Genomic DNA, 22,643 nt, shown 5'->3' on the forward strand with positions numbered 1-22,643 from the left:
GAATGAGTGGGCGCCGAGTGCGCTTTTCCCTTTTTATCGGCTGGATCAAATGATGGCTAAGCAACAGCGAGTGGTGGTTGTCGGTGGCGGAGTAATCGGCTTGTTGACGGCGTTCAATCTGGCGACCCAGGGGCAGGCGGTCGTACTGCTGGAGCGCTCGGAGCTCGGGCAGGAGTCCTCGTGGGCAGGTGGCGGCATTGTCTCGCCACTGTATCCATGGCGCTACAGCCCGGCGGTCACGGCTTTGGCCCATTGGTCCCAGGACTTTTATCCACAACTGGCCGAGCGCTTGTTTGCTGATACCGGCGTTGACCCTCAGGTTCACACCACCGGCCTCTACTGGCTGGACCTGGAAGATGAAGCCGACGCATTGGCCTGGGCCGCGCGCGAAGGGCGACCATTGAGCAAGGTGGCTGTGTCGGCCGTCCATAATGCGGTTCCGGTGCTCGGCGGTGGCTACTCCCAGGCGATCTACATGGCGAATGTGGCGAATGTGCGCAACCCGCGCCTGATCAAATCCCTCAAGGCGGCGCTGCTGGCGCTCCCTGGCGTGACGGTTCACGAGCAGTGCGAAGTTGACGGGTTTGTGTTGGACGGCGACAACGTCGTCGGGGTGAATACGCCCACTGGGCCGGTTCTTGGTGATCAGGTCGTGCTTGCTGCGGGTGCCTGGAGTGGGGAATTGCTGGGCAAACTGGGATTGTCACTGCCGGTTGAGCCGGTCAAAGGCCAGATGATTCTGTACAAATGCGCCTCGGACTTTCTGTCGAGCATGGTCCTTGCCAAGGGACGTTATGCGATCCCCCGTCGTGACGGGCACATTCTGATTGGCAGTACCCTGGAACATCAAGGGTTCGACAAGACGCCGACCGAATCGGCGCTGGAGAGCCTGAAGGCTTCGGCCGTGGAGTTGATTCCCGCCTTGGCGGATGCCGAGGTGGTGGGCCATTGGGCGGGCCTGCGGCCAGGCTCGCCGGAAGGTATTCCCTACATCGGCCCGGTCCCTGGTTTCAACGGGCTGTGGCTCAATTGCGGGCATTACCGCAACGGCCTCGTGCTGGCGCCTGCGTCCTGCCAGTTATTCGCCGATTTGCTGCTGGAGCGCACGCCGATCATCGACCCGGCACCCTATGCGCCGGCAGGTCGGATCAACGTTGGATAGCTTTCGGCCCTTGTTCCAGGTGCGCCTGGGTGCAATACCATTCTTGCCGTGAGCTCAGTGCTCGGTCCTGCGGCAGATGCACGCCGCAGTGGGCGCAGCGCACCATCGGCGTGGCGTCGGGTTCGCCGGAGCGCTGCTGTTTGATGGCCGGGTTTTTGAATTTGCGCCAGAACCATACCGCAGCAGCAATGACGGCAATCCAGAACAGTAGACGAACCATGATGGGTAGTTTCTCGACAAGGAATGCGCCAGTTTAGCCAAGGACGCGGCAGGCGCACAGCGCAATAATGCTTGCGCATAAAAAAGGGAGCCCCGAGGGGCTCCCTTTTTACATTGCGTCGAATGATCAGTCGAACACGCCGAAGGTCATGTAGCTGAACCACGAGCGATCCTGGTTGTTGCCCAGGGCTTGGGGGGCTTCTTCTTCGATCACATTGCCATTTTCATCATGGGGCTTGAGGTCCGCAGGGATGGCTTCCTTGGCGTCCTGGTACTGCTTGATCACGTCCTGGTTGGCGCGGGTTTCGCCCGGCGGCAGCGGTGGGCGGGATTCGATGAGGCCCAGGGTGTACTTGCTCAGCCACGAATGGTTGTCGGCTTCGGCAACCTGAGGTACGAACTGGCCGTCTTGCAGGCTTGGGTGGTCCGGGTAGTTGAGTTTCAGGGTTTCCAGGCTGGTGGTCGCCAGGGCGTCCAGATGCAGGCGCTGGTAAGCCTCGGTCATCACCGCCAGGCCGTCACCCACGGAAGGGGTTTCCTGGAAGTTTTCCACTACATAGCGACCACGGTTGGCAGCGGCCACGTAGGCCTGACGGGTCAGGTAGTAGTGAGCCACGTGGATTTCGTAGGCGGCCAGCAGGTTGCGCAAGTAGATCATGCGCTGCTTGGCGTCCGGCGCGTAGCGGCTGTTGGGGTAGCGGCTGGTTAGCTGGGCGAACTCGTTGTAGGAGTCGCGGGCAGCGCCCGGGTCACGCTTGGTCATGTCCAGCGGCAGGAAGCGCGCCAGCAGGCCCACGTCCTGGTCGAACGAGGTCAGGCCCTTGAGGTAGTAGGCGTAGTCCACGTTCGGGTGCTGCGGGTGCAGGCGGATAAAACGCTCGGCGGCGGACTTGGCAGCTTCCGGCTCGGCGTTCTTGTAGTTGGCGTAGATCAGCTCGAGCTGTGCCTGGTCGGCGTAGCGTCCGAACGGATAGCGCGACTCCAGGGCCTTCAGCTTGGCTGTGGCACTGGTGTAGCTATTATTGTCCAAGTCTTTTTGAGCTTGTTGATAAAGCTCGACTTCGCTCAGGTTTTCGTCGACGACTTCCTTTGTTGACGAGCAAGCAGCAGTCATGGCGAGGATGGCGATCAGCAGCAGGTGTTTCACTTGCATGGCGGCTTGCGTCCCTATGACGGCCGCTGTCTTGGGCGGGGCCGTCCTGTTATGATGAGCGCCCCGTTGAAAGCATCGGGGCAAAAGACGCCGTATTTAACCACAAGCGCGCAGCCGAAACCAAAGGCTGTGCCACGCCTAGTCTGAGCATGTCCGATAAAATTGAACTTCGCGCAGAGGTGCCGTCCGAATTGGGCGGCCAACGCCTCGATCAAGTCGCCGCACAATTATTCGCTGAGCACTCGCGCTCGCGCCTTTCCGCCTGGATCAAAGACGGCCGCCTGACTGTGGATGGAGCGGTTATCCGCCCGCGAGACATAGTCCATGGCGGTGCGATTCTTGAGCTGACTGCCGAGCAGGAAGCCCAGGGAGAATGGGTCGCCCAGGACATCGAGCTGGACATCGTCTATGAAGACGACGACATCCTGGTCATCAACAAACCCGCAGGCCTGGTGGTTCACCCGGCGGCCGGGCACGCTGATGGCACCTTGCTCAATGCCCTGTTGCACCACGTGCCGGACATCATCAATGTCCCGCGCTGCGGCATCGTACACCGCCTGGACAAGGACACTACCGGCTTGATGGTGGTGGCCAAGACCATTCAGGCCCAGACGCAGCTGGTTACACAGTTGCAGAGTCGCAGCGTCAGCCGGATTTACGAGTGCATCGTAATCGGCGTCGTGGTGGCGGGTGGCAAGATCAACGCGCCTATCGGCCGTCACGGCCAGCAGCGCCAGCGTATGGCGGTGATGGAAGGCGGCAAACAGGCCGTTAGCCACTACCGTGTGCTGGAGCGTTTCCGCTCCCACACCCATGTGCGGGTCAAGCTTGAAACCGGCCGTACCCACCAGATTCGCGTACACATGGCGCACATCAACTTCCCGTTGGTCGGAGATCCTGCCTACGGTGGTCGCTTCCGTATTCCGCCAGCGGCCAGTGTCACCATGGTTGAATCGCTGAAATCCTTTCCGCGCCAGGCGCTGCATGCGCGTTTCCTGGAGCTGGATCATCCGACGAGCGGTAAGCGGATGAGCTGGGAATCGCCTCTGCCGGACGATTTGGTCTGGTTGCTGTCGCTACTCAAGCAGGATCGCGAGGCATTTGTCGGGTGAGTAACTGGCTGATTCCTGACTGGCCCGCGCCGGTTCAGGTCAAGGCCTGCGTCACCACCCGTGCGGGCGGCGTCAGCCTGGCGCCGTTCGACAGCCTCAACCTGGGCGATCACGTCGAGGACAGCCCTGAGGCTGTGCTTGAGAACCGCCGTCGCCTCACCGAAGCCTTTCATATCCAGCCGGCGTGGCTGTGCCAAGTCCACGGAGTGAGCGTGGTCGAGGCCGACCCCGGGCGCATTGCCGAAGCCGATGGCAGTTGGACCAGTACGCCGGGCATCGCCTGCACCTCCATGACTGCTGATTGCTTGCCTGCGCTGTTCTGCAACCGCGCCGGCACGCGCGTCGCCGCCGCTCATGCGGGTTGGCGTGGCTTGGCCGCAGGCGTGCTGGAAGCCGCAGTCGAAAGTCTGGAAGCCGAGCCTGCCGACATACTAGTCTGGCTGGGCCCGGCCATTGGCCCGCAAGCCTTCGAAGTCGGCCCGGAAGTGCGGGAAGCGTTCGTGCAGCAACTGCCGGGCACCGCCCAGGCCTTTGTGCCCAGCCGCAATCCCGGCAAGTTCATGGCCGACATCTACCAACTGGCTCGTCTGCGCCTGGCCGCACGCGGTATCACTGCTGTTTATGGTGGCGGGCTCTGCACTGTGAGCGATCCGCGCTTCTTTTCTTATCGTCGCAGTCCACTTACGGGTCGGTTCGCCTCCCTTATTTGGCTGGAGCGCTAGACTCTTCTGATCTACGTCAATAGTTGGAAGCTTGAATCTCCCAGAATCGACCACATCTATAGTGCTATCTGGCAGGTTTCTTCATTCAGGATGTGTTTGTAGCTCCGGCCTGCTCAAAAGGAAGGTGACTAATGCGTATTGATCGTTTAACCAGTAAATTGCAATTGGCCTTATCCGACTCCCAATCCCTGGCGGTTGGCCTCGACCACCCGGCCATTGAGCCCGCGCACTTGATGCAGGCGCTCCTGGAACAGCAAGGTGGTTCTATCAAGCCCTTGCTGATGCAGGTGGGCTTCGACGTCAACAGCCTGCGCAAGGAGTTGAGCAAAGAGCTCGACCAACTGCCGAAAATCCAGAATCCTACCGGCGACGTGAATATGTCCCAGGATTTGGCGCGCCTGCTCAATCAAGCGGACCGTCTGGCCCAGCTGAAGGGCGACCAGTTCATCTCCAGCGAGCTGGTGTTGCTCGCCGCCATGGACGAAAATAGCAAGCTCGGCAAATTGTTGCTGGGCCAGGGCGTGAGCAAAAAAGCCCTGGAAAACGCCATCAACAACCTGCGTGGCGGCGAAGCGGTGAACGACCCCAACCACGAGGAGTCGCGCCAGGCCCTGGATAAATACACTGTCGACCTGACCAAGCGCGCCGAAGAAGGCAAGCTTGACCCGGTGATCGGCCGTGACGACGAAATTCGTCGCACCATCCAGGTTCTGCAGCGTCGCACCAAGAACAACCCAGTGCTGATCGGGGAGCCTGGCGTGGGTAAAACCGCGATCGCAGAGGGCTTGGCCCAGCGCATCATCAACGGTGAAGTGCCAGACGGCCTGAAAGGCAAGCGTTTGCTGTCCCTGGACATGGGATCGCTGATCGCCGGCGCGAAATTCCGTGGCGAGTTCGAAGAGCGCCTCAAATCCCTGCTTAACGAGCTGTCGAAGCAGGAAGGGCAGATCATTCTGTTTATCGACGAACTGCACACCATGGTCGGCGCCGGTAAAGGCGAAGGCTCGATGGACGCTGGCAACATGCTCAAGCCTGCCTTGGCGCGGGGCGAGTTGCACTGTGTCGGTGCCACTACGCTCAACGAATACCGCCAGTACATCGAGAAGGATGCGGCCCTTGAGCGGCGCTTCCAGAAAGTGTTGGTGGAAGAGCCGAGCGAAGAAGACACCATCGCGATCCTGCGCGGCCTGAAAGAACGTTATGAGCTCCACCATAAGGTGGCGATCACTGACGGCGCGATCATTGCGGCGGCTAAATTGAGCCATCGCTATATCACCGACCGGCAACTGCCCGACAAAGCCATCGACCTGATCGACGAAGCGGCCAGCCGTATCCGTATGGAGATCGACTCCAAGCCGGAAGTGCTCGACCGTCTGGATCGGCGCCTGATTCAGCTGAAAGTCGAATCCCAGGCACTGAAAAAAGAAGAGGACGAAGCGGCGAAAAAACGCCTGGAAAAACTCCAGGAAGAAATCCTCCGTCTGGAACGCGAGTATTCGGACCTCGAGGAAATCTGGAACGCGGAAAAAGCCGAAGTACAGGGTTCGGCGCAGATCCAGCAAAAGATCGAGCAGTCGCGCCAGGAGCTGGAAGCCGCACGCCGTAAGGGTGACCTGAACCGCATGGCCGAGTTGCAGTACGGGGTGATCCCGGACCTGGAGCGCAGCCTGCAGATGGTCGACCAGCATGGACACAGCGAGAACCAATTGCTGCGCAGCAAGGTGACCGAGGAAGAAATTGCCGAAGTCGTCTCGAAGTGGACCGGTATCCCCGTGTCGAAAATGCTCGAAGGCGAGCGCGACAAGCTGATGAAGATGGAAAGCCTGTTGCACCAGCGCGTGATCGGCCAGGAAGAGGCGGTGGTCGCGGTGTCCAACGCGGTGCGGCGTTCCCGTGCCGGGTTGTCCGACCCTAATCGTCCGAGTGGCTCGTTCATGTTCCTCGGCCCGACCGGTGTGGGTAAGACCGAGCTGTGCAAGGCCTTGGCCGAGTTCCTCTTCGATACCGAAGAGGCCATGGTACGGATCGATATGTCCGAGTTCATGGAGAAACATTCCGTGGCTCGCCTGATCGGCGCCCCACCGGGCTACGTAGGCTACGAGGAAGGCGGTTACCTGACCGAAGCGGTACGGCGTAAGCCTTACTCGGTGATCCTGCTGGATGAGGTCGAGAAGGCCCACCCGGATGTGTTCAACATCTTGCTGCAGGTGCTGGAAGATGGCCGGCTGACGGACAGCCACGGGCGTACTGTGGATTTCCGCAACACGGTGATCGTGATGACCTCCAACCTGGGCTCGACACAGATCCAGGAACTGGTGGGTGATCGTGAAGGCCAGCGCGCCGCTGTGATGGATGCGCTGACCTCGCACTTCCGCCCGGAATTCATCAACCGGGTCGATGAAGTGGTGATCTTCGAGCCGTTGGCACGGGATCAGATCGCGGGTATCACCGAGATCCAGTTGGGTCGTCTGCGCGGCCGTCTGGCCGAGCGCGAGCTGTCGCTGGAGCTGAGCCGCGAGGCGTTGGACAAGCTGATCGCGGTCGGTTACGACCCGGTGTATGGCGCACGGCCATTGAAGCGTGCGATCCAGCGCTGGATCGAAAACCCGCTGGCGCAGTTGATTCTGTCGGGCAGCTTTATGCCAGGCACCAGCGTCAAGGCCACGGTGGAAAACGACGAAATCGTCTTCCACTGAGTCCAGCCCATAGGGCTATAAAGGGAAGGCCTCGCATTGCGAGGCCTTTTTTTTCGATAGGGCGTTGAACTGTAAGGCAAAGACTTGTAAAGTGCGCCCCGCAGCAACGTCAGCCCACGGGTTTCTTCTCCCCAAGAAGAAATCAGAAAGAAGCGCAAATCATTGTCTTAAAAGCAATTTAAAGGGTTGACAGGGGTTTTTAAGATTGTAGAATAGCGCGCCTCAGAGACGCTAACGTAGCGATACGGAAGGGTCGAAGAGAAGGTTACATCGCAGTAAAAGTTGTACATTTGAAATGTGTAGTTCCGTGATAGCTCAGTCGGTAGAGCAAATGACTGTTAATCATTGGGTCCCAGGTTCGAGTCCTGGTCACGGAGCCAATTTCAAAACCGGGGTATAGCGCAGTCCGGTAGCGCGCCTGCTTTGGGAGCAGGATGTCAGGAGTTCGAATCCCCTTACCCCGACCATTTTTGGGTCGTTAGCTCAGTTGGTAGAGCAGTTGGCTTTTAACCAATTGGTCGTAGGTTCGAATCCCACACGACCCACCATTTTTGAGACCAGTTAGCGCTGGAATCAGATCTTAAGATCAGCGGCCAAAAGCCTTGATCGCAGAAGGCGGCTGAGAGGTCGCCTTTTTTTACCGGGGTATAGCGCAGTCCGGTAGCGCGCCTGCTTTGGGAGCAGGATGTCAGGAGTTCGAATCCCCTTACCCCGACCATATTAAAAATCCTCGTATCGAAAGATACGGGGATTTTTTTTGCCTGAAATTATCTCAAATCCAACACAAAACTAATGTGGGAGGGGGCTTGCTCCCGATAGCAGTGTGTCAGCCACTCATTATTTAGCTGACTCACTATCATCGGGGGCAAGCCCCCTCCCACATTGACCGCGTGTTTAGTGAAGTTTGAGACGTGGCTCGGTTCCGCGCCCAATCCGGCTGCCCAGCATCAGCATTGCCGTGCGGAAGACGCCATACAGCGCCATTTGGTGCATGCGGTACAGCGACACATAGAACATCCGCGCCAGCCAGCCCTCCAGCATCACGCTGCCTGTCAGGTTGCCCATCAAGTTACCCACCGCCGAGAAGCGCGACAGCGAGATCAGCGAGCCATAGTCGGTGTACTTGTACGACGGCAGGTCCTTGCCTTCGATCCGCAGTTTCAACGATTTGGCCAGCAATGAAGCCTGCTGGTGCGCAGCTTGGGCCCGTGGCGGTACGTTGCGGTCGGTGCCGGGTTGTGGGCAGGCGGCGCAGTCACCGAAGGCGAAGATGTTTTCATCGCGGGTGGTTTGCAGCGTCGGCAGCACCTGTAGTTGATTGATGCGGTTGGTTTCCAGGCCGTCGATGTCCTTGAGGAAGCCCGGCGCGCGGATGCCGGCGGCCCACACTTTCAGGCTGGCCGGAATCACTTGGCCGCTGCTGGTGATCAGTGCGTCGGCCGTCACTTCGCTGACCGCCGAATTGGTCAGCACCGTCACGCCGAGCTTCTCCAGGGTTTTATGCACAGGCCCGCCGATCCGCTCCGGCAGGGCAGGCAAGACCCGTGGGCCGGCTTCGATCAGGGTGATGTGCATGTTTTCCGGTTTGATCCGGTCCAGTCCATAGGCCGCCAGTTCATGGGCGGCGTTATGCAGCTCGGCCGCCAGTTCAACCCCGGTGGCGCCGGCGCCGACGATGGCGACGCTGATTTTTTCGACCACGTCGGTTTGCCCAGCATGGGCGCGCAGATAGTGATTGAGCAGTTGCTGATGGAAGCGCTCCGCCTGTTTGCGCGTGTCGAGGAACAGGCAGTGTTGCGCCGCGCCTTCGGTGCCGAAGTCGTTGGTGGTACTGCCGACCGCGATCACCAGGCTGTCGTAGTCGAGCACGCGTGCAGGCACTAGCTCGCGGCCTTCTTCGTCGAGGGTCGCGGCCAGTTGGATTTTCTTCTGTTCACGGTCGAGCCCGCTCATGCGCCCCAGCTGGAACTCGAAGTGGTTCCATTTCGCCTGGGCGACATAATTGAGTTCGTCTTCCGAAGAGTTCAGGGAGCCGGCGGCCACTTCGTGCAGCAGCGGTTTCCAGATATGGGTCAGGTTGGTGTCCACCAGCGTGATGCTGGCGCTGCCGCGCTTGCCCAGAGTGTTACCCAGGCGGGTAGCCAACTCCAGGCCGCCGGCACCGCCGCCGACGACAATAATACGATGGGTCATGGGGATATCTCGCAAGGCTAAAAAAAATCGGAGCAGTTACCCCCGCGAGCGCCAGGCAGCTCATAGCGTCAGGTAACTCAAAAGGCGGCTCAGCAGGCCGAGCCCGATCACCACCACCAGCACCACGCCAAGGAGCAGCCACGGCCGGAAAGGCTTGCGCTCGACTCGGTTCTGGGAGAGTTGCAGGTACTCTTCGACATGCTGTTGGTCGTCGGGGTTCAGGCGGCTGGTCATATAAGGCCTCGTCAGGTAGACGTTGCAAAAGGGCGCCACGTTACAGTCAGGCGGTTGGCGATATCGCCATAAGCGTAGCCTGTGCCCGAGTCATAGGCTGATGCCTACGTCGAACACGATGCTGCGGCCCAGATTGTTGCGCAAGAAGTCCGGCGCGTCCGGGTGGGCGAACAGCACCCGGGCAAACGTCGGTCCCACCAGCGACAGCGAGCGCCAGCCCTGGCGCAGGTATTCGGTGGGCGGCGGGAAATGACTGTTGAGGTCCAGCACCTCGCGCTTGAGGCTGGCGAAGGCGACGAGATCCAACTCGCCCAGGTCCATCCCACGTTCCTTGTAGTTGTGCGCTTTTTTGCGCAGGGTCGGCGCCAGGCGCAGCAGGAATTCATGGGCCGGAATCCGCCGTGGCTTGGCTTCGCGCCTGACCAGTTGGCTGAGGGAGAATGCACTGCGTCGGCGCAGCAATTCGTCGCGCCATTCGTCGTTCAGGCGGCGTCCCTCGTCCAGCACGAAAAACACCTCGAAACTGGCGTCACGAAACAGCACGTCCGGCGGTTCTTGCCCGGCGGCATGAAACTCTTCGGCGCGGTACGGCACGTTCAGGCCTTGCAGCAGGCGCTGGCAGACCCAACGCTCACGCTCCCATTTGCGGGCATTGGACAGGAACGCATTGGCTTGTTCGGCTGCTACGGTGAGCAGGCGCAAATAATCTGAGTCATCCATGCGTGCAGCTTAGCGCCCAAATGTGATGTTAAAAACAAACTCTATCGCGAAAGGATAAAGTCTGCTGGTCACTATTTTGTATCTTGTTATCATGAGAAACAATCATGCTAAGCTGATGTACGAATTTCAGAGCGCGCGCTCCTATCAACGTCAGCGGTGTTCTCTAGATCCCATCATTTTTTGGCAGGATGCCCTGATGAGTTTTGAGTCGGCCCACTTCGTCCAGGTGCCTCCAGAGAAATTGCGCGGCTTCTTCGCGGCGGCCGGACTCGATGAGGTCGAGCAACTGGATGTGTTCCTGACATTGCGTCACAAGGCGACTGCGATCGATATTCGCTTTGTAGCCCATGAAACGCCGGAGCTGGTTCTGCTGGCGCAGGGCATCAATGAAAAAGACATTCCCCGAGCACTGCACGATCAGTTCGTGAAATTGGGCGCCGATCTGGAACAGTTGGGCGCGGGACAGCGTGTTGATCCCCCCATCAATCAGGGCCTGTTGCTGCTGCCTGGCGCTGGCAAATGCGGCTTGGTTTACCTGATAGCCGGGTTCGAGCAGGGCGGCTGGCTCGATAGCCATGCGGAAGCGGTAGCTCTGGATGTGAGCCTTCGTGTTATGCACGAAGTCTTTGAGCTCCCATCCTTGCCCCGGTTTGCGCTCCACCATGGCTTCGCCAGCCAGTCTGTTCAACACCTTGAGCAATTGCCCTCGGGGCACTTCGTAACGCCGCAACAGCTGAGCTTCGAAAAAGTGGCTAGGTATTTCGCCAGCCAAAACGTCGTCGACTACGCGAAGATAAAAGTCTTCGAAAGGGTCGCTGGCGAGAGGGAATGCGGATGCCTGGATCTCCCCGGCGTCTTGTTTCAGAAAGTAGCCGCGATTGGGCTCTTGGGTCGCAAGATTCCACTCGGCAAGCAAGGCAAACACTCGTCGGATAGGCGAGCGCGAAACACCCAGCGCTTGCGCGAACGTCTGCTCGCGCAAGGGCTCACCGGCCCGCATCGACCTGGCGCGAAGCATGTCGATGACGTGCGGCGCCAACTGCAAGGCAAGGTCTTTCTTGATCACAGGCTCTCTCTCGAATGGTCGGCGTCAGTCTGTTCCTATCGGGGCCGGGCCCCCTATCGAACTGGGGTGGGAAAATACCATACCAAGCCGCGCCGAGTGTCTGCGCCAAAGGCACAGGCACGTGTTGAACAACCTTTGTGAAGCTCCTTTCCAGGACGGATACCTGCCCTCTGCTTAAATTCAACGCTCACCTTGGCTTTCAATTCAATGAATTGCCATTCCTGCAACGCATCGAAGCCGCCGCCGCCGCTGGTTTTCGCGCGGTTGAATTCCCGTCGCCTTATGAGTTCGACGCGAGCCTGCTGGCTGATCACTTGGGTCAACACAACCTGCCGTTGATTCAATTTGCTGCGCCGACCGGCGTGACCAAGGGCATCGCGGCGTTGCATGGCAAGGAAGATGATTTTCGTAGCGGCTTGCTCCAGGCCGCCAGCTATGCAAAGGCGCTGGCGTGTTCGGACGTCCACATCATGTCGGGCATTACCACTCAGGATGACGCGGCGCTCGTGTACGGCGGAAACCTGGAGTACGCGGTGAAATACCTTGAAGACCAGGGTTTGCGTCCACTGATCGAAGTCATCTGCGTGCAGGAAATGCCGGGCTATTACATGTCCGACTTCAGCAAGGCGCAGCAAGTTCTGGAGACTTTTCCGAGTGTCGGGCTGATTCTTGATCTGTACCACGCCCAGCGCCTGACGGGAGACGCGGCTGATGTCCTGGCTCGTTTTTATGAGCGAACCGTTCATGTGCAAATCGCCGACTGTCCGGGTCGTCACCAGCCGGGGACGGGGAACATGGACGTCTGCGCCTTGTTCACAGCACTAGAGCAACGCGGTTATCAGGGATGGATCGGCTGTGAATACCGTCCTACCGGCCTCACGGTTGAAAGCCTGGATTGGATCAAGCGGTTCAGTGGTTAGTTAGCGATGCGTAGAAGGCGCGACTAAAGGCGGCGAGTGTGTCCTCGGAGACAGCGTCCTCTTGCCGCTCCCATCCATTCAGACCTTAGAAAGTCCCTGCGCTAAAGCCCGGTGTAGACTGTCGACTCGACGTTCTCCCAAGCATGAGGTGTGCAGTGAAGTTTTTCGCAGTGCTGGTGTTGAGCCTGTTGCCCGTGTGGGCCCAGGCGGTTGAAGTGGGTGAGCGCGTGGCACCCTGGACGCTGCTGGATCAGTTCGACCAGGCTTACACCCTGGATGACCAGGCACAGATCTTGTTAGTGGCCCGTGGCATGGATGCCGCCAAGCTGGTAGACGCGGCCCTGCAGGGCCAGCCCAAAGGCTATCTTGAAGCGCGGCATGGGGTGTTTGTCGCGGATATCCAGCGTATGCCTCGGCTGGTCGCCAAGCTGTTCGCGGTGCCGGCCATGCAGTCCTACAACTACCGAGTCATGCTGGACCGGGACGCACGCATCGCTCCGCGTTATCCCGCGCCTGTGGATAAAGTGCTATGGCTGCAATTGGATAACGGCAAGCTGACCGCGCGCCACGAGTATGGCTCTGCTGCTGAGCTGCGTGAGGCACTGGAGCAGGTGAAACTGTGATCAGTGCGGCGGTGCTGGCGCCGCAAACCCTCAGCATCGGCTGGCTGTTGTACGCGCCAGTGCTGCTATGGGCGATCCTGCGTTCGCCATGGGTCGAGCTGTTTGCTGACCGGCGGCGTCAGCACTTGCTGTTCGGTACGGTGTTCGCGTTATTCATGCTGTGGTTGGTGAGGCGCGACTTCGATACGGGGGTCTCCTACCACTTTATCGGCATGACGGCCGTGACCCTGCTGCTCGACTGGCCGCTGGCAATCGTCGGCGGTTTTGCCGCGCAGATGGGCTTGCTGTTACTGGGCCGCCAGGACCTGGCCGCAGTGGGTATCAACGGTCTGCTGTTGATCGTGCTGCCGGTGTTGGTCACTGAAATCTGCGCGGTGTTTGTCGAGCGGGCACAACCGCGCAACCCCTTCGTCTATATCTTCTGTTCCGGTTTTTTTGCCGCCGCATTGTCGGCCTTGCTCTGCCTGTTGGCAGGGCTGGGGTTGCTGTGGTTCGACGGGCGTTTCGCGATGCCGGAATGGCTCGAGGATTTTGTCGGTTACCTGTGGCTGATTATCTTTCCCGAGGCCTTCATCAACGGCATGGTGATCAGCGCCCTGGTGGTGTTTTGCCCGGAATGGCTGGAGACATTCAACCGCACCCGTTACCTCTCGGCGCCCTGGAAAGATGACGATTCGCAGACTTGACCCAGATCAAATCGCGCCCAGCTTGGCTGGCCCATGCTTTGTGAAACTTTTCCTGAGCAAGGTGGGAGCGCGGATCATGAGTGTGTATGAATGGGCACGTCAGGAGTTGCACAGAAGCCAGGACGCGGCACAAGAAATCGGTTTTGACCCAGGCTTGACCTTGCGCGCGATGCTCAGCGCGGTGGTGCAGCAGAGCAAGGGTGTGCGCAGTTTCGAAGACCTGGCCGACGAGCTGCAATACCTTGCAGAGAACCTCGACGACCAGCAGGAATATGCCTTTATGCGGCCTTAGTGGCGCGGTGGCAGATCTTCGGAAAACAGCTCGTCTTCGGCGTCCTGATCTGCGGGGATCTTATGTTCCTCAGCGGCCCAGGCACCCAGGTCGATGAGTTTGCAACGGTCCGAGCAGAACGGCCGGTTGGGGCTGGTCGCGTTCCATTCCACGGGGGCGCCGCAGGTTGGGCATTCGACGGTCAAGGGTTGGCTCATGATCGGCCTCCACGCAAAGTAAGGTAAAAGTGGTGCAGTCGCTCGACCTCGCTGTGCAACCAGGCGAGGTCGCGGTCATTGACCAGCACGTCATCGGCATGGCTCAGGCGGTCTTCGCGGCTGGACTGGGCCTTGAGTATCGCCTGCACCTGTTGTTCGCTGATGCCGTCGCGCTGCAGGGTACGCTGAATCTGCACGGATTGCGGCACGTCGATCACCAGGATGCGCTGGGTCATACTGTACTGGCCGGATTCGATCAGCAGCGGCGATACCAGGATCGCGTAAGGCGAGCGCGCACGCGCCAGGTGGTTGCGAATCTCCTCGCCAATCAACGGGTGCAGCAAGGCTTCCAGCCAGCGGCGCTCTTGCGGCACTTCAAAGATCAACTTGCGCAATGCGGCGCGGTCCAACTGGCCGTCGGGCTGCAGCACGCTGGCACCGAAGTGTTCGACAATACTGGCGAGTGCCGGCCGGCCAGGCTCGACCACCCAGCGGGCGGCGTGATCTGCATCTACCAAGTCTACGCCGAGGTCGCTGAAGTGCTGGGCCGCAGCGCTCTTGCCGCTGCCGATGCCGCCCGTAAGGCCAAGAATCCAGGGTGTTGCAACAGGAGTGGTCATCTGAAACCGACAGACTGCAAATAGAAGTCGGTTATTTGACCACCCCAGAGCACGGCAATCCAGCCGGCAATTGCCAGATAGGGACCAAACGGCATCGGCGCAGAGGCCTGGGTCTTGCTCCGGCGCAGCAGGATCAGCCCGCCGCACACGCCCGCCAGCGATGAGATCAGCAACGTCATCGGCAGGATTTGCCAGCCGCCCCAGGCGCCGAGCAGCGCCAATAACTTGAAGTCGCCGTAGCCCATGCCGTCCTTGCCGGTGGCCAGCTTGAACAGCCAGAACACCGTCCACAGGCTCATGTACCCGATCACCGCGCCCCACAGTGCGTCGGGCAGGGGCACCAGCAACTCAACACTGTTAAGCATCAGCCCCAGCCACAACAGCGGCAGGACCAGTACGTCGGGCAGCAGTTGGTGGTCCACGTCGATCAGGCTCATTGCCAGTAAGCCCCAGCTCAATAGCATCACCGCGCCGGCTTGCCAGCCAAAGCCGAAATGCCAGGCCACCACGGCCGAGATCACTCCGCACGCCAGTTCAGTAAAGGGATAACGTGCACTGATCGCTTCGCGGCAATGTGTACAACGGCCCCGGAGCATCAGGTAGCTGAGCAGCGGGATGTTTTCCCAGGGCCGAATCGGCTGATTGCAGTGCGGGCAGCAGGAATTGGGCTGCATCAGGTTGTAATCCGGCCCGACGGGGTCGCCGGGCAAACCGAGCACCTCATGGGCCTGTGCGCGCCATTCGCGTTCGAGCATTTTCGGCAGGCGCCACACCAGCACGTTGAGGAAACTGCCCACGATCAGGCCCAGCACCAGAGCCATGACGACAAAGGCCCACGGCTGCTGGCTCAGCAACAGGTTCAAAATGCCGTACCGAGTTGGAAGACCGGCAAGTACAGGGCGATTACCAGGGCGCCGACAATCCCTCCGAGCACCACTATGATCAGCGGTTCCATCAGGCTGGTGAGGTGGTCGACCAGGTTGTCGACGTCAGACTCGTAGTGGCTCGCGACCTTTTCCAGCATGTGCTCCAGGTTGCCGGATTCTTCACCAATCGCCGTCATCTGGATCGCCATGCCGGGAAACAGGCCGCTGGAGGCCATGGATCGGTTCAACGGCATGCCTGTGGATACATCGTGACGCATATGCTCGATAGCCTGTTTGAATAGCTGGTTGCCGGCAGCGGCGGCCACTGAATCCAGGGCCTGTACCAACGGCACTCCGGCCGCGAAAGTAGTCGAAAGCGTGCGGGCGTAACGGGCGACTGCCGACTTTTTCAGCAGTGTGCCTGCCAGGGGCGCTTTCAACAAACCGGCATCCAGCCAATGGCGAAAACCAGGCGATGCGCGATAGGCCTGGCGCAACCCGAAACCTCCCGCGCCCAGGCTGAGCGCCAGCATCCACCACGCTTGTTGCAGGAACTCGGACAAGGCAATCACTTGCAGGGTAAAGCCGGGCAGCTTGCTGTCGACGCCGGCGAACAGGTTCTGGAACTGCGGCACCACATGGATCAGCAAGAGACTGCTGACAAGGCTGGCGACGGCGATGACGGCAATGGGGTAGGTCATGGCTTTCTTGATCCTGGCCTTGAGCCGCTCGCTCTTTTCCAGGTGAACCGCCACTCGCTCCAACAGGGTTTCCAGGGCGCCGGCCTGCTCACCTGCTGCCACCAGGTTGCAGTACAAATCATTGAAGTAACGCGGCTGTTTGCGCAATGCCGACGCCAGGTTATTGCCGGCGCCGATCTCCTGTTTCAAGCCATTTACCAGCCTGTACAGGTGGCGGTTGTCGAAGCCTTCGCTGATGACGTCGAAGGCTTGCAGTAACGGAATGCCGGCCTTCAGCAGCGTCGCCAACTGGCGGGTGAACAGGGCAATATCCGCCGGTTTGATCGGCGGAGTGAGGCTTGGCAGGCCGCGAGATTGCTTGCGCACGCGGGCAGGGAAAATCCCTTGCTGGCGCAGTTGTGCCTTGATCAGCGCGAGGTCGTGGCCGATGGCTTGCCCGGTCACCCTGCGTCCCTGGCGGTTGATGCCTTCCCAGGCGTATGTCGTGGAAGCGTTGTTCATGTCTCTGTTCCGCACACAGGTTGTCGAATCTTTATAGCGTAGTCAGGTGACGGATTCGGACTGCTCGGCGTTCAACGATAAAATGTCAGATTGTGCGTCTTCTACGCGATTGGCCGCTCGTGGGTGAGTACACTGGCGCGGCTGCACAATACGGGGCGCAGGACGCGCCTTGTCATGGGTTTTATTCTGGAGAGCAATGTGATGCGTCAGAAAGGTTTTACTTTGATCGAGTTGTTGATCGTCGTGGCAATCATCGGCATTTTGGCCACCATTGGCTTGCCCATGTACACCACGCACCAGGCCAAGGCCAAGTTCACGGCGGGGTTGGCTGAAATCACAGCGTTGAAAGCCGGCTATGAGGATGTATTCAACCAAGGCACGGCGCCTACCGTGCCATTGATCGGTGGCACCAGCCCGACGGCCAACTGCAAAATTGATGTGACTGGGGATGTCGCCACCGGCGCCGGTTCCATCGGTTGCGAAATACTCGACGCCCCGGCACCGATACTGGGCAAGACCATCACCCTGACGCGCAGCGCCACCGCCGGCTGGAAATGCACCACGACGGCAGAGGCCAAGTACGCCACCAAAGGGTGTGGCGCCGACGGGGCATGACTGCTAAACCCTCCACACGGACGTAAAGGTGGCTGATGTCGTTATCCCCGCAGCAGCGCGATACTACTTTCCTGATGATTGCGGCGTGCTTGCTCGCGCTGGGTATCTGCGCACCGTTCAGCGGGCATGACTGGCAGCGCGCGATTCAGGTGGCCATGTGCCTGTGCGCGGTGGTGTATGGGCTGACGGTCGTCCCCGTCGAGCGTCTGGTGGACCGGCCGACGGCGCTGGGCCTGGCGCTGATCGTTGTGCTGGGCCTGGTGTCATCGGCACTGGCCCATCAGCCGCTCTGGGCCTTCACCGAGGTTGCGCTGTTCATCAGTTGTGGGGCGATTGCCGTCGCGGTTGCCCTGCTGCGCCGGCACGCGGGTGAGCCTTTGGACCGCGTGCTGATCCTGATTGTGGTGCTGCTGTGCCTGATCAAGTCGATCCAATACCTGTACGCAGGCGCGCTCGCCTTCACCAGTGGCGCGCGGGTTGTTGATCCGGACTCTTTGCTGTCCGGGTTTTCCAACAAGCGCTTCTACGGTCAATTCCAGACCTTCACCCTGCCATTGCTGGCGCTGCCTTTGCTGATGCCCAAGGTCTCCCGTTCGGTGCGCGGCGCGGTGTTTGCGTTGCTGTGTGTCTGGTGGTTGATTGCGATCAGCGGCGGTACTCGTGGCACCTGGCTAGGCATGGCGGTGGCGGGTGTGGCGTTGGCACTGCTCGGGCCCTGGGGGCGACGCTGGTTGGCGTGGCAATTGGCCGCGGTGTGCGGCGGCTTGATGCTGTATGCGGCGTTTTTCACGCTGTTGGCGGGCGTTCTGGGCGTTGAGGTCGGGAGTGGCGTCAGCGATCGCCTCACCACTTCGCTGTCGGGGCGTGGCCCGATCTGGTTGCAGGCCTGGCACATGATCGTCGAGCGTCCGTGGCTGGGGTTTGGGCCGATGCACTTCGCGGATATCGCCAACCCGATCGCCGCGCATCCGCACCAGGCGATCCTGCAATGGGCCAGCGAGTGGGGTGTCCCATCGGCCCTGTGCGTGGTTGTTTTGGCGTGGCGCGGCGGCTGGGCCACCCTCGGCGTACTACGGGCGCGTGCCTGTTCCACTGAACGTGCGGACGTGCTGCGCGGGTGCCTGTTCGCGGCGTTGCTGGGTGCGCTCACGCAAGCGATGGTCGACGGCGTCATCGTGATGCCCAACTCGCAGGTCTGGTTGGCGCTGGTGGTGGGCTGGCTGATGGCGCTGCATGTGTGGCGCGCCCCTCCTGGCGCGTCGCTGCCATGGGCCTGGCGAGGGTGGCGAGTGGCGGGTGTACTGTCCGTTGGGTTGCTGGTGTGGGTCGTGATGCGTGATGCGCCGCACATCAAGCAAGCCCAGCAAGATTACCTTGAGGACGGCAACCAGCACCTGCAGCCGCGCTTCTGGGCCCAAGGGGTGATTGCCCTGCGACGCCAGTGAGTTGCCGGACGCCCGATGCGGTGCTAGCTTTAGCCCACCGCCCGTGTAGCTCAGCCGGTAGAGCAGCGCACTCGTAACGCGAAGGTCGCAGGTTCGATTCCTGTCTCGGGCACCAAGGCAACACCGTTTTCAGATGATCCCAGAATGGTTCTGAAGGCCAGGCGAGTCGGCATTCATGCCCGCTCTTTTGTATCTGCGCAACCTTGATGACCCAGATGCATCCCCATTCCTAGATCTAAGAGAACAACATGACCACGACTGAAATGACCCAGGAAGTTCGGCACCAAGCAGCCCTCGACAAATACCTCGAGGAATCGCCGCAGCTTAAAGAAGAGATCAAGGACCTGAGCGCTGACGATCAGCGCGACCAGCTCCAGTGGGCATTCGAGGACGAGGCCGAGAGCCAGGGTCTTCAGCCATGGGAACTGACCCTCAAGTACACCTCGACCGCGGACGAGTTCGAAGCCGCACGGCTGGTCTTGCACAAGGAGGCGGCTGAAGTGCTCGGCGTCGAATGGGACGAGTATTGCGAGATGAATAACCTGGTGGTTTGAACGGCTGTTGCAGGAGCCGGCAATCCGGCTCCTGCAACGAGTTTCAGAGGCTGAGGCGCATCGACAAGTCCACCGCCTTCACATCCTTGGTCATCGCGCCGATGGAGATGTAGTCCACCCCGGTTTCAGCGATGGGCAGCAGGGTGCTTTCGTTGATCCCGCCGCTGGCTTCCAGCTTGGCCTTGCCGCCGTTCAGGCGCACGGCTTCACGCATGTCGTCCAGGCTCAGTTCGTCGAGCATGATGATATCGGCGCCCGCCGCCAACGCTTCGCGTAATTCTTCCAGACTTTCCACTTCGACTTCCACCGGCTTGCCCGGGGCGATCTTGTGCGCGGCCGAAATCGCCTGGGCAATGCCACCACAGGCGGCGATATGGTTTTCCTTGATCAGGAACGCGTCATACAAACCGATGCGATGGTTGTGGCAACCGCCGCAGGTCACGGCGTATTTCTGCGCCAGGCGCAGGCCCGGTAGCGTCTTGCGCGTGTCCAGCAGCTTGACCTGAGTGCTCGCGACGAAATCCGCCAGGTACTGGGCGCGCGTGGCCACGCCGGAGAGCATCTGCAGAAAGTTCAGTGCGCTGCGTTCGCCGCTGAGCAGCGAACGTGCCGGGCCTTCGAGGTGAAACAGTGCCTGGTTGGGGCTGACGCGTTCACCGTCGGCCACCTGCCAATGCACCGCGACCTGTGGGTCCAGTTGGCGGAACACCGCGTCCACCCAGGCTGTGCCGGCGATCACAGCCGCATCGCGGGTAATGATCGAGGCCTTGGCCAGCCGTTCGGCCGGGATCAATTGCGCGGTGATGTCGCCGCTGCCGATGTCTTCCAGCAGTGCGCGGCGCACGTTGGCTTCGATTTCGGCGGTGAGGTCGGCAAGACGGAGATTCGGCATAACAGGCTCCACAAACAAAGTGCGGCGATTATAGGGGCAGTGTGCGTTTGAACCCAGTGGCCTGCTCATTTACAGCGTTATGACAGAGTTCACTGGCGCAACTCCCCTCATTTGCAAGATAATCTCGCGCCTTGCAATTGGCGTCATAGCTTTGACGTGCGGGTAAGCACCGGGTATACGCAGTGCCCAAAGGGGCCTGTCGCCGATCTTTGCCCAACCCACACCGCGGTTTCAGGAGGCCAGGATGCACAATGATGGAAAGGTGGTGCCGATCAATAAGGCACAGACCGCGCCATCGCCGCTCGCGCGGCTGCCGGTGGTGTTGCTGCAGGTTCGCGACAAAGCTGCGCAGCAACTGCAACAAGGTCTGCAGGAGCTGTTCGACAACGCTGACGACAGCCTGTTCGAAATGGCCGACAAGGCTCGTAACAACGTCGACCACCCTATTTTCTTTGAAGCCATGCGCGACCTGCGGCTCAAGCGCAAGAATTTCGAACGTGTGTTCATGGAGCAACTCTTCAAGGCCTTCGCCAGCCTGGGCGGGGCGGGGCGAGGTGAGCTGCAGATGGTGCCGGTGATGTCCTACGAGGCGCTCTCGGACACTTCACGTGGTGATGTGGAAAGAACCCTGGCGCTGGATGCCATGCTCGGGCGGGTGCGGCGACGTGACGGTCTGGCCCTGGAGCAACTGACTGCCCGTCTGAGTGCCTTGCTGGGCCGGTACATGGATGACCGTGAGAACCCCCTGGGCCCGGCGCGGTTGTGTGAATTCTTTCTGCGCGCGGGACGCAGTCTGGGCGTGGAGATTCGCGTCAAACTGATCATGCTCAAACTCTTTGAGAAATACGTGCTCAGCGACGCCGACCACCTGTACGCAGACGCCAATCAGTTGCTGGTCGCTACGGGCGTACTGCCTGAGCTCACGGTGGTGCCGGCCCGCCGCCCTGGTGGGCGCGTGGCGCGCGAGCATCAGCGTTCAGAGCGCTTGCCGGCGGCGGATCAACCGGTCGATGAAAACGGCCAGCCCGCCTTTGCCGAACTGCGTGAACTGCTGGCGGCTGTGCGGGGCAGCGTAGCGCCCACCCTGGAGGCCAGCGCCGAGCCCCAGCCCATCGCCACCCGCGATCTGCTGCGCCTGCTGTCCCATTTGCAGCAATACGTGCCGGAGCCGGACGTCGAGGATGACTTCGATCTGCGCAACCAACTGAAGCAACTGCTGACGCGTGTCAGCGTCAAGAGCGGCAAATCCAGAATCGTGGAAGCGTGCGACGAAGACGTGATCAATCTGGTCGCGCTGTTGTTCGAATTTATCCTCCATGACCACGCCGTCCCGCACGCCTTCAAGGCCTTGATCGCCCGCCTGCAGATCCCGGTGCTGAAACTGGCGGTGCTGGACAAGAGCCTTTTCAGCCGTGCCGGCCATCCGGCGCGGCGGCTGCTCAACGAAATCGGCAGCGCCGTCGTCGGTTGGAGCCCGGGTGAAGATTACCTGCGTGACGGCTTGTACCTGCGTATCGAGCAGGTGGTGCAGCGTCTGCTGAATGACTTTGCCGAAGACCCGGCGATTTTTTCCGAACTGCTGTCGGAATTCTCCGCGTTTACCGCTGACGAGCGCCGGCGCAGTGCGTTGCTCGAACAGCACACCCGCGACGCTGAGGCGGCACGCCTGCGTACCGACGCTGCCCGTCAGCGCGTGGCCGACGTGCTGAACCGGCGCTTGCTGGGCAAGGTCCTGCCACGGGCGGTGGTGCAGTTTGTGCAGCAGGCCTGGAGCCAGGTGTTGTTGCTGGCTAGTCTCAAGCACGGCGAGCAATCGGTGCAGTGGCAGACGGAGCTGCGCACCCTCGACGAGTTGATCTGGAGCGTGAGCCTGAGGGACGACACCGAGGCCGGGCGGCATTTGCTGGCGCAGTTGCCGGGTTTGCTCAAGGCGTTGCGCAACGGTTTGACCGGCGCGGCGTTCGATCCCTTCAGCACCCGTGAGTTCTTTGTGCGGCTGCAGGCCTTGCATGTTCAGGCGTTCGACGGTACGCAGACGTTGATCGAGGTGCGTGAGCCCTTCGTATTTGACCCTGGTTTGCCCGATGCTGCGCAAGACCTGGCGGCGGATGATCCGGACTTGCTCAAAGCGCGCCAATTGCGCATCGGCGTTTGGCTGGAGTTAGAGGCCCCCCCGGAAACCCTCCTGCGCTGCAAACTTAACACGATCATGGCGCCGGCCGATCGCTATATTTTTGTCAACCGCAGCGGGCTCAAGGTGCTTGAGCACAGCGCCGGCCAACTGGCCCAGGCGTTCAAGCGTGGCGTGCTGCGTATCCTGGACGATGCCCCGCTGTTCGAGCGTGCGCTGGCGACGGTGACGGGTAACCTGAGTCAATTCAATCGCGGCAAGTGATCGCAACCACAGGGCTGAACGCGGCATACTGGTCACAATTGGTCACACTCAAGGAACCT

Annotated in this window: 23 protein-coding genes and 5 tRNA genes; 17 read left to right on the plus strand and 11 right to left on the minus strand. The window is 60.4% G+C overall.

Going from position 1 to position 22,643, the window contains the following annotated elements; all coding sequences use genetic code 11:
- The first annotated feature begins 52 nt into the window (after positions 1-52).
- A complete protein-coding gene (thiO, locus tag ACS5Q8_RS03950; protein ID WP_276196469.1) occupies positions 53-1,162 on the plus strand; it encodes a glycine oxidase ThiO in 1,110 nt (369 codons plus the stop codon).
- Here the strand turns inward: thiO and ACS5Q8_RS03955 are convergent.
- Together ACS5Q8_RS03955 and ACS5Q8_RS03960 are read right to left on the minus strand one after the other, a co-directional pair.
- Complete coding sequence (locus ACS5Q8_RS03955; protein ID WP_253393346.1) at positions 1,149-1,382, minus strand: PP0621 family protein; 234 nt, start codon at positions 1,380-1,382, stop codon at positions 1,149-1,151. The genes thiO and ACS5Q8_RS03955 overlap by 14 nt on opposite strands.
- Positions 1,383-1,508: 126 nt before the next feature.
- Positions 1,509-2,534 carry an outer membrane protein assembly factor BamD gene (locus ACS5Q8_RS03960; protein WP_276196470.1) on the minus strand — a complete coding sequence of 342 codons (1,026 nt, stop codon included), beginning with the start codon at positions 2,532-2,534 and terminating at the stop codon, positions 1,509-1,511.
- Positions 2,535-2,683: 149 nt separating this feature from the next.
- On the opposite strand from ACS5Q8_RS03960, the gene rluD reads away from it, so the two are divergent.
- From rluD to ACS5Q8_RS03995, 7 genes are all read left to right on the plus strand, one after another.
- Positions 2,684-3,646 carry a 23S rRNA pseudouridine(1911/1915/1917) synthase RluD gene (gene rluD / locus ACS5Q8_RS03965; protein WP_247396680.1) on the plus strand — a complete coding sequence of 321 codons (963 nt, stop codon included), beginning with the start codon at positions 2,684-2,686 and terminating at the stop codon, positions 3,644-3,646.
- Entirely contained in the window at positions 3,643-4,368 is a 726-nt protein-coding gene (gene pgeF, locus ACS5Q8_RS03970) for a peptidoglycan editing factor PgeF (RefSeq protein ID WP_465159850.1), read from the plus strand. The genes rluD and pgeF overlap by 4 nt, the downstream gene beginning before the upstream one ends.
- Before the next feature lie 131 nt (positions 4,369-4,499).
- Positions 4,500-7,064, plus strand: a complete 2,565-nt coding sequence (clpB, locus tag ACS5Q8_RS03975; protein ID WP_465159851.1) for an ATP-dependent chaperone ClpB — start codon at positions 4,500-4,502, stop codon at positions 7,062-7,064.
- Between the two features lie 304 nt (positions 7,065-7,368).
- Positions 7,369-7,444, plus strand: a tRNA-Asn gene (locus ACS5Q8_RS03980).
- A 10-nt stretch (positions 7,445-7,454) separates the two neighbouring features.
- Positions 7,455-7,531 (plus strand) — tRNA-Pro (locus tag ACS5Q8_RS03985).
- A gap of 5 nt (positions 7,532-7,536) precedes the next feature.
- A tRNA-Lys gene (locus ACS5Q8_RS03990) sits at positions 7,537-7,612 on the plus strand.
- Positions 7,613-7,705: 93 nt separating this feature from the next.
- A tRNA-Pro gene (locus tag ACS5Q8_RS03995) sits at positions 7,706-7,782 on the plus strand.
- A 176-nt stretch (positions 7,783-7,958) separates the two neighbouring features.
- Here the strand turns inward: ACS5Q8_RS03995 and ACS5Q8_RS04000 are convergent.
- The 4 genes from ACS5Q8_RS04000 to ACS5Q8_RS04015 all read right to left on the minus strand — a co-directional run bounded on the left by ACS5Q8_RS04000 (position 7,959) and on the right by ACS5Q8_RS04015 (position 11,277).
- On the minus strand, positions 7,959-9,257 hold the full coding sequence (locus ACS5Q8_RS04000) for an NAD(P)/FAD-dependent oxidoreductase (RefSeq protein WP_276196473.1): 1,299 nt from the start codon (positions 9,255-9,257) through the stop codon (positions 7,959-7,961).
- A 60-nt stretch (positions 9,258-9,317) separates the two neighbouring features.
- A complete protein-coding gene (locus ACS5Q8_RS04005) occupies positions 9,318-9,491 on the minus strand; it encodes a DUF3094 family protein (RefSeq protein ID WP_016976295.1) in 174 nt (57 codons plus the stop codon).
- Positions 9,492-9,581: 90 nt separating this feature from the next.
- Positions 9,582-10,211, minus strand: a complete 630-nt coding sequence (locus ACS5Q8_RS04010) for a DUF1780 domain-containing protein (RefSeq protein WP_076016478.1) — start codon at positions 10,209-10,211, stop codon at positions 9,582-9,584.
- 163 nt (positions 10,212-10,374) lie between these two features.
- Positions 10,375-11,277 carry a GntR family transcriptional regulator gene (locus tag ACS5Q8_RS04015; RefSeq protein WP_465159853.1) on the minus strand — a complete coding sequence of 301 codons (903 nt, stop codon included), beginning with the start codon at positions 11,275-11,277 and terminating at the stop codon, positions 10,375-10,377.
- 170 nt (positions 11,278-11,447) lie between these two features.
- Here ACS5Q8_RS04015 and ACS5Q8_RS04020 point away from each other — a divergent pair, with 170 nt between their 5' ends.
- The 4 genes from ACS5Q8_RS04020 to ACS5Q8_RS04035 all read left to right on the plus strand — a co-directional run bounded on the left by ACS5Q8_RS04020 (position 11,448) and on the right by ACS5Q8_RS04035 (position 13,798).
- Complete coding sequence (locus tag ACS5Q8_RS04020; RefSeq protein WP_426100827.1) at positions 11,448-12,197, plus strand: hydroxypyruvate isomerase family protein; 750 nt, start codon at positions 11,448-11,450, stop codon at positions 12,195-12,197.
- 155 nt (positions 12,198-12,352) lie between these two features.
- Positions 12,353-12,820: an FAD/FMN-containing dehydrogenase gene (locus ACS5Q8_RS04025; RefSeq protein WP_276196475.1), complete on the plus strand. Its 468-nt coding sequence runs from the start codon at positions 12,353-12,355 to the stop codon at positions 12,818-12,820.
- Complete coding sequence (locus ACS5Q8_RS04030; protein ID WP_426100747.1) at positions 12,817-13,506, plus strand: energy-coupling factor ABC transporter permease; 690 nt, start codon at positions 12,817-12,819, stop codon at positions 13,504-13,506. The genes ACS5Q8_RS04025 and ACS5Q8_RS04030 overlap by 4 nt, the downstream gene beginning before the upstream one ends.
- A gap of 76 nt (positions 13,507-13,582) precedes the next feature.
- Entirely contained in the window at positions 13,583-13,798 is a 216-nt protein-coding gene (locus tag ACS5Q8_RS04035; protein ID WP_247396658.1) for a hypothetical protein, read from the plus strand.
- Here ACS5Q8_RS04035 and yacG read toward each other — a convergent pair.
- From yacG to ACS5Q8_RS04055, 4 genes are read right to left on the minus strand one after another with little or no spacing between them, the layout of a single operon-like run.
- The gene (yacG, locus tag ACS5Q8_RS04040) at positions 13,795-13,995 is read right to left on the minus strand and encodes a DNA gyrase inhibitor YacG (protein ID WP_276196477.1); all 201 of its coding nucleotides are present in this window, start codon (positions 13,993-13,995) and stop codon (positions 13,795-13,797) included. The two genes, ACS5Q8_RS04035 and yacG, sit on opposite strands and share 4 nt — an antisense overlap.
- Positions 13,992-14,615 (minus strand): dephospho-CoA kinase, encoded by a 624-nt coding sequence (gene coaE / locus ACS5Q8_RS04045; protein ID WP_465159854.1) that lies wholly within the window; start codon positions 14,613-14,615, stop codon positions 13,992-13,994. Before coaE ends, yacG begins: the two co-directional genes overlap by 4 nt.
- Positions 14,612-15,478 (minus strand): prepilin peptidase, encoded by an 867-nt coding sequence (locus tag ACS5Q8_RS04050; protein WP_443693274.1) that lies wholly within the window; start codon positions 15,476-15,478, stop codon positions 14,612-14,614. Before ACS5Q8_RS04050 ends, coaE begins: the two co-directional genes overlap by 4 nt.
- Positions 15,475-16,683, minus strand: a complete 1,209-nt coding sequence (locus tag ACS5Q8_RS04055) for a type II secretion system F family protein (RefSeq protein WP_443693275.1) — start codon at positions 16,681-16,683, stop codon at positions 15,475-15,477. The genes ACS5Q8_RS04050 and ACS5Q8_RS04055 overlap by 4 nt, the downstream gene beginning before the upstream one ends.
- Before the next feature lie 201 nt (positions 16,684-16,884).
- Here ACS5Q8_RS04055 and ACS5Q8_RS04060 point away from each other — a divergent pair, with 201 nt between their 5' ends.
- The 4 genes from ACS5Q8_RS04060 (at position 16,885) to ACS5Q8_RS04075 (ending at position 19,297) form a co-directional block, all read left to right on the plus strand.
- Entirely contained in the window at positions 16,885-17,298 is a 414-nt protein-coding gene (locus ACS5Q8_RS04060; RefSeq protein WP_276197897.1) for a pilin, read from the plus strand.
- 35 nt (positions 17,299-17,333) lie between these two features.
- Entirely contained in the window at positions 17,334-18,743 is a 1,410-nt protein-coding gene (locus ACS5Q8_RS04065) for an O-antigen ligase family protein (protein WP_465159855.1), read from the plus strand.
- Positions 18,744-18,782: 39 nt separating this feature from the next.
- Positions 18,783-18,858, plus strand: a tRNA-Thr gene (locus ACS5Q8_RS04070).
- A 133-nt stretch (positions 18,859-18,991) separates the two neighbouring features.
- The gene (locus ACS5Q8_RS04075) at positions 18,992-19,297 is read left to right on the plus strand and encodes a DUF6388 family protein (RefSeq protein ID WP_276196482.1); all 306 of its coding nucleotides are present in this window, start codon (positions 18,992-18,994) and stop codon (positions 19,295-19,297) included.
- A gap of 43 nt (positions 19,298-19,340) precedes the next feature.
- Here ACS5Q8_RS04075 and nadC read toward each other — a convergent pair whose 3' ends face one another.
- Positions 19,341-20,189, minus strand: a complete 849-nt coding sequence (nadC, locus tag ACS5Q8_RS04080) for a carboxylating nicotinate-nucleotide diphosphorylase (RefSeq protein WP_426100741.1) — start codon at positions 20,187-20,189, stop codon at positions 19,341-19,343.
- Between the two features lie 244 nt (positions 20,190-20,433).
- On the opposite strand from nadC, the gene ACS5Q8_RS04085 reads away from it, so the two are divergent.
- Positions 20,434-22,584 (plus strand): DUF1631 domain-containing protein, encoded by a 2,151-nt coding sequence (locus tag ACS5Q8_RS04085; protein WP_443693281.1) that lies wholly within the window; start codon positions 20,434-20,436, stop codon positions 22,582-22,584.
- The last annotated feature ends 59 nt before the right edge of the window (positions 22,585-22,643 follow it).

This window comes from Pseudomonas sp. PAMC25584 (assembly GCF_058135675.1).

What these genes read in the sequence shown, in the direction of transcription:
- ACS5Q8_RS04035 (WP_247396658.1), top strand. Translation starts at nt 13,583, where the DNA reads ATGAGTGTGTATGAATGGGCACGTCAGGAGTTGCACAGAAGCCAGGAC.
- thiO (WP_276196469.1), top strand. Translation starts at nt 53, where the DNA reads ATGGCTAAGCAACAGCGAGTGGTGGTTGTCGGTGGCGGAGTAATCGGC.
- ACS5Q8_RS04060 (WP_276197897.1), top strand. Translation starts at nt 16,885, where the DNA reads ATGCGTCAGAAAGGTTTTACTTTGATCGAGTTGTTGATCGTCGTGGCA.
- clpB (WP_465159851.1), top strand. Translation starts at nt 4,500, where the DNA reads ATGCGTATTGATCGTTTAACCAGTAAATTGCAATTGGCCTTATCCGAC.
- ACS5Q8_RS04085 (WP_443693281.1), top strand. Translation starts at nt 20,434, where the DNA reads ATGCACAATGATGGAAAGGTGGTGCCGATCAATAAGGCACAGACCGCG.
- ACS5Q8_RS03955 (WP_253393346.1), bottom strand. Translation starts at nt 1,382, where the DNA reads ATGGTTCGTCTACTGTTCTGGATTGCCGTCATTGCTGCTGCGGTATGG.
- ACS5Q8_RS04005 (WP_016976295.1), bottom strand. Translation starts at nt 9,491, where the DNA reads ATGACCAGCCGCCTGAACCCCGACGACCAACAGCATGTCGAAGAGTAC.
- yacG (WP_276196477.1), bottom strand. Translation starts at nt 13,995, where the DNA reads ATGAGCCAACCCTTGACCGTCGAATGCCCAACCTGCGGCGCCCCCGTG.
- ACS5Q8_RS03960 (WP_276196470.1), bottom strand. Translation starts at nt 2,534, where the DNA reads ATGCAAGTGAAACACCTGCTGCTGATCGCCATCCTCGCCATGACTGCT.
- rluD (WP_247396680.1), top strand. Translation starts at nt 2,684, where the DNA reads ATGTCCGATAAAATTGAACTTCGCGCAGAGGTGCCGTCCGAATTGGGC.
- ACS5Q8_RS04075 (WP_276196482.1), top strand. Translation starts at nt 18,992, where the DNA reads ATGACCACGACTGAAATGACCCAGGAAGTTCGGCACCAAGCAGCCCTC.
- ACS5Q8_RS04055 (WP_443693275.1), bottom strand. Translation starts at nt 16,683, where the DNA reads ATGAACAACGCTTCCACGACATACGCCTGGGAAGGCATCAACCGCCAG.
- coaE (WP_465159854.1), bottom strand. Translation starts at nt 14,615, where the DNA reads ATGACCACTCCTGTTGCAACACCCTGGATTCTTGGCCTTACGGGCGGC.
- ACS5Q8_RS04010 (WP_076016478.1), bottom strand. Translation starts at nt 10,211, where the DNA reads ATGGATGACTCAGATTATTTGCGCCTGCTCACCGTAGCAGCCGAACAA.
- nadC (WP_426100741.1), bottom strand. Translation starts at nt 20,189, where the DNA reads ATGCCGAATCTCCGTCTTGCCGACCTCACCGCCGAAATCGAAGCCAAC.
- ACS5Q8_RS04065 (WP_465159855.1), top strand. Translation starts at nt 17,334, where the DNA reads ATGTCGTTATCCCCGCAGCAGCGCGATACTACTTTCCTGATGATTGCG.
- ACS5Q8_RS04000 (WP_276196473.1), bottom strand. Translation starts at nt 9,257, where the DNA reads ATGACCCATCGTATTATTGTCGTCGGCGGCGGTGCCGGCGGCCTGGAG.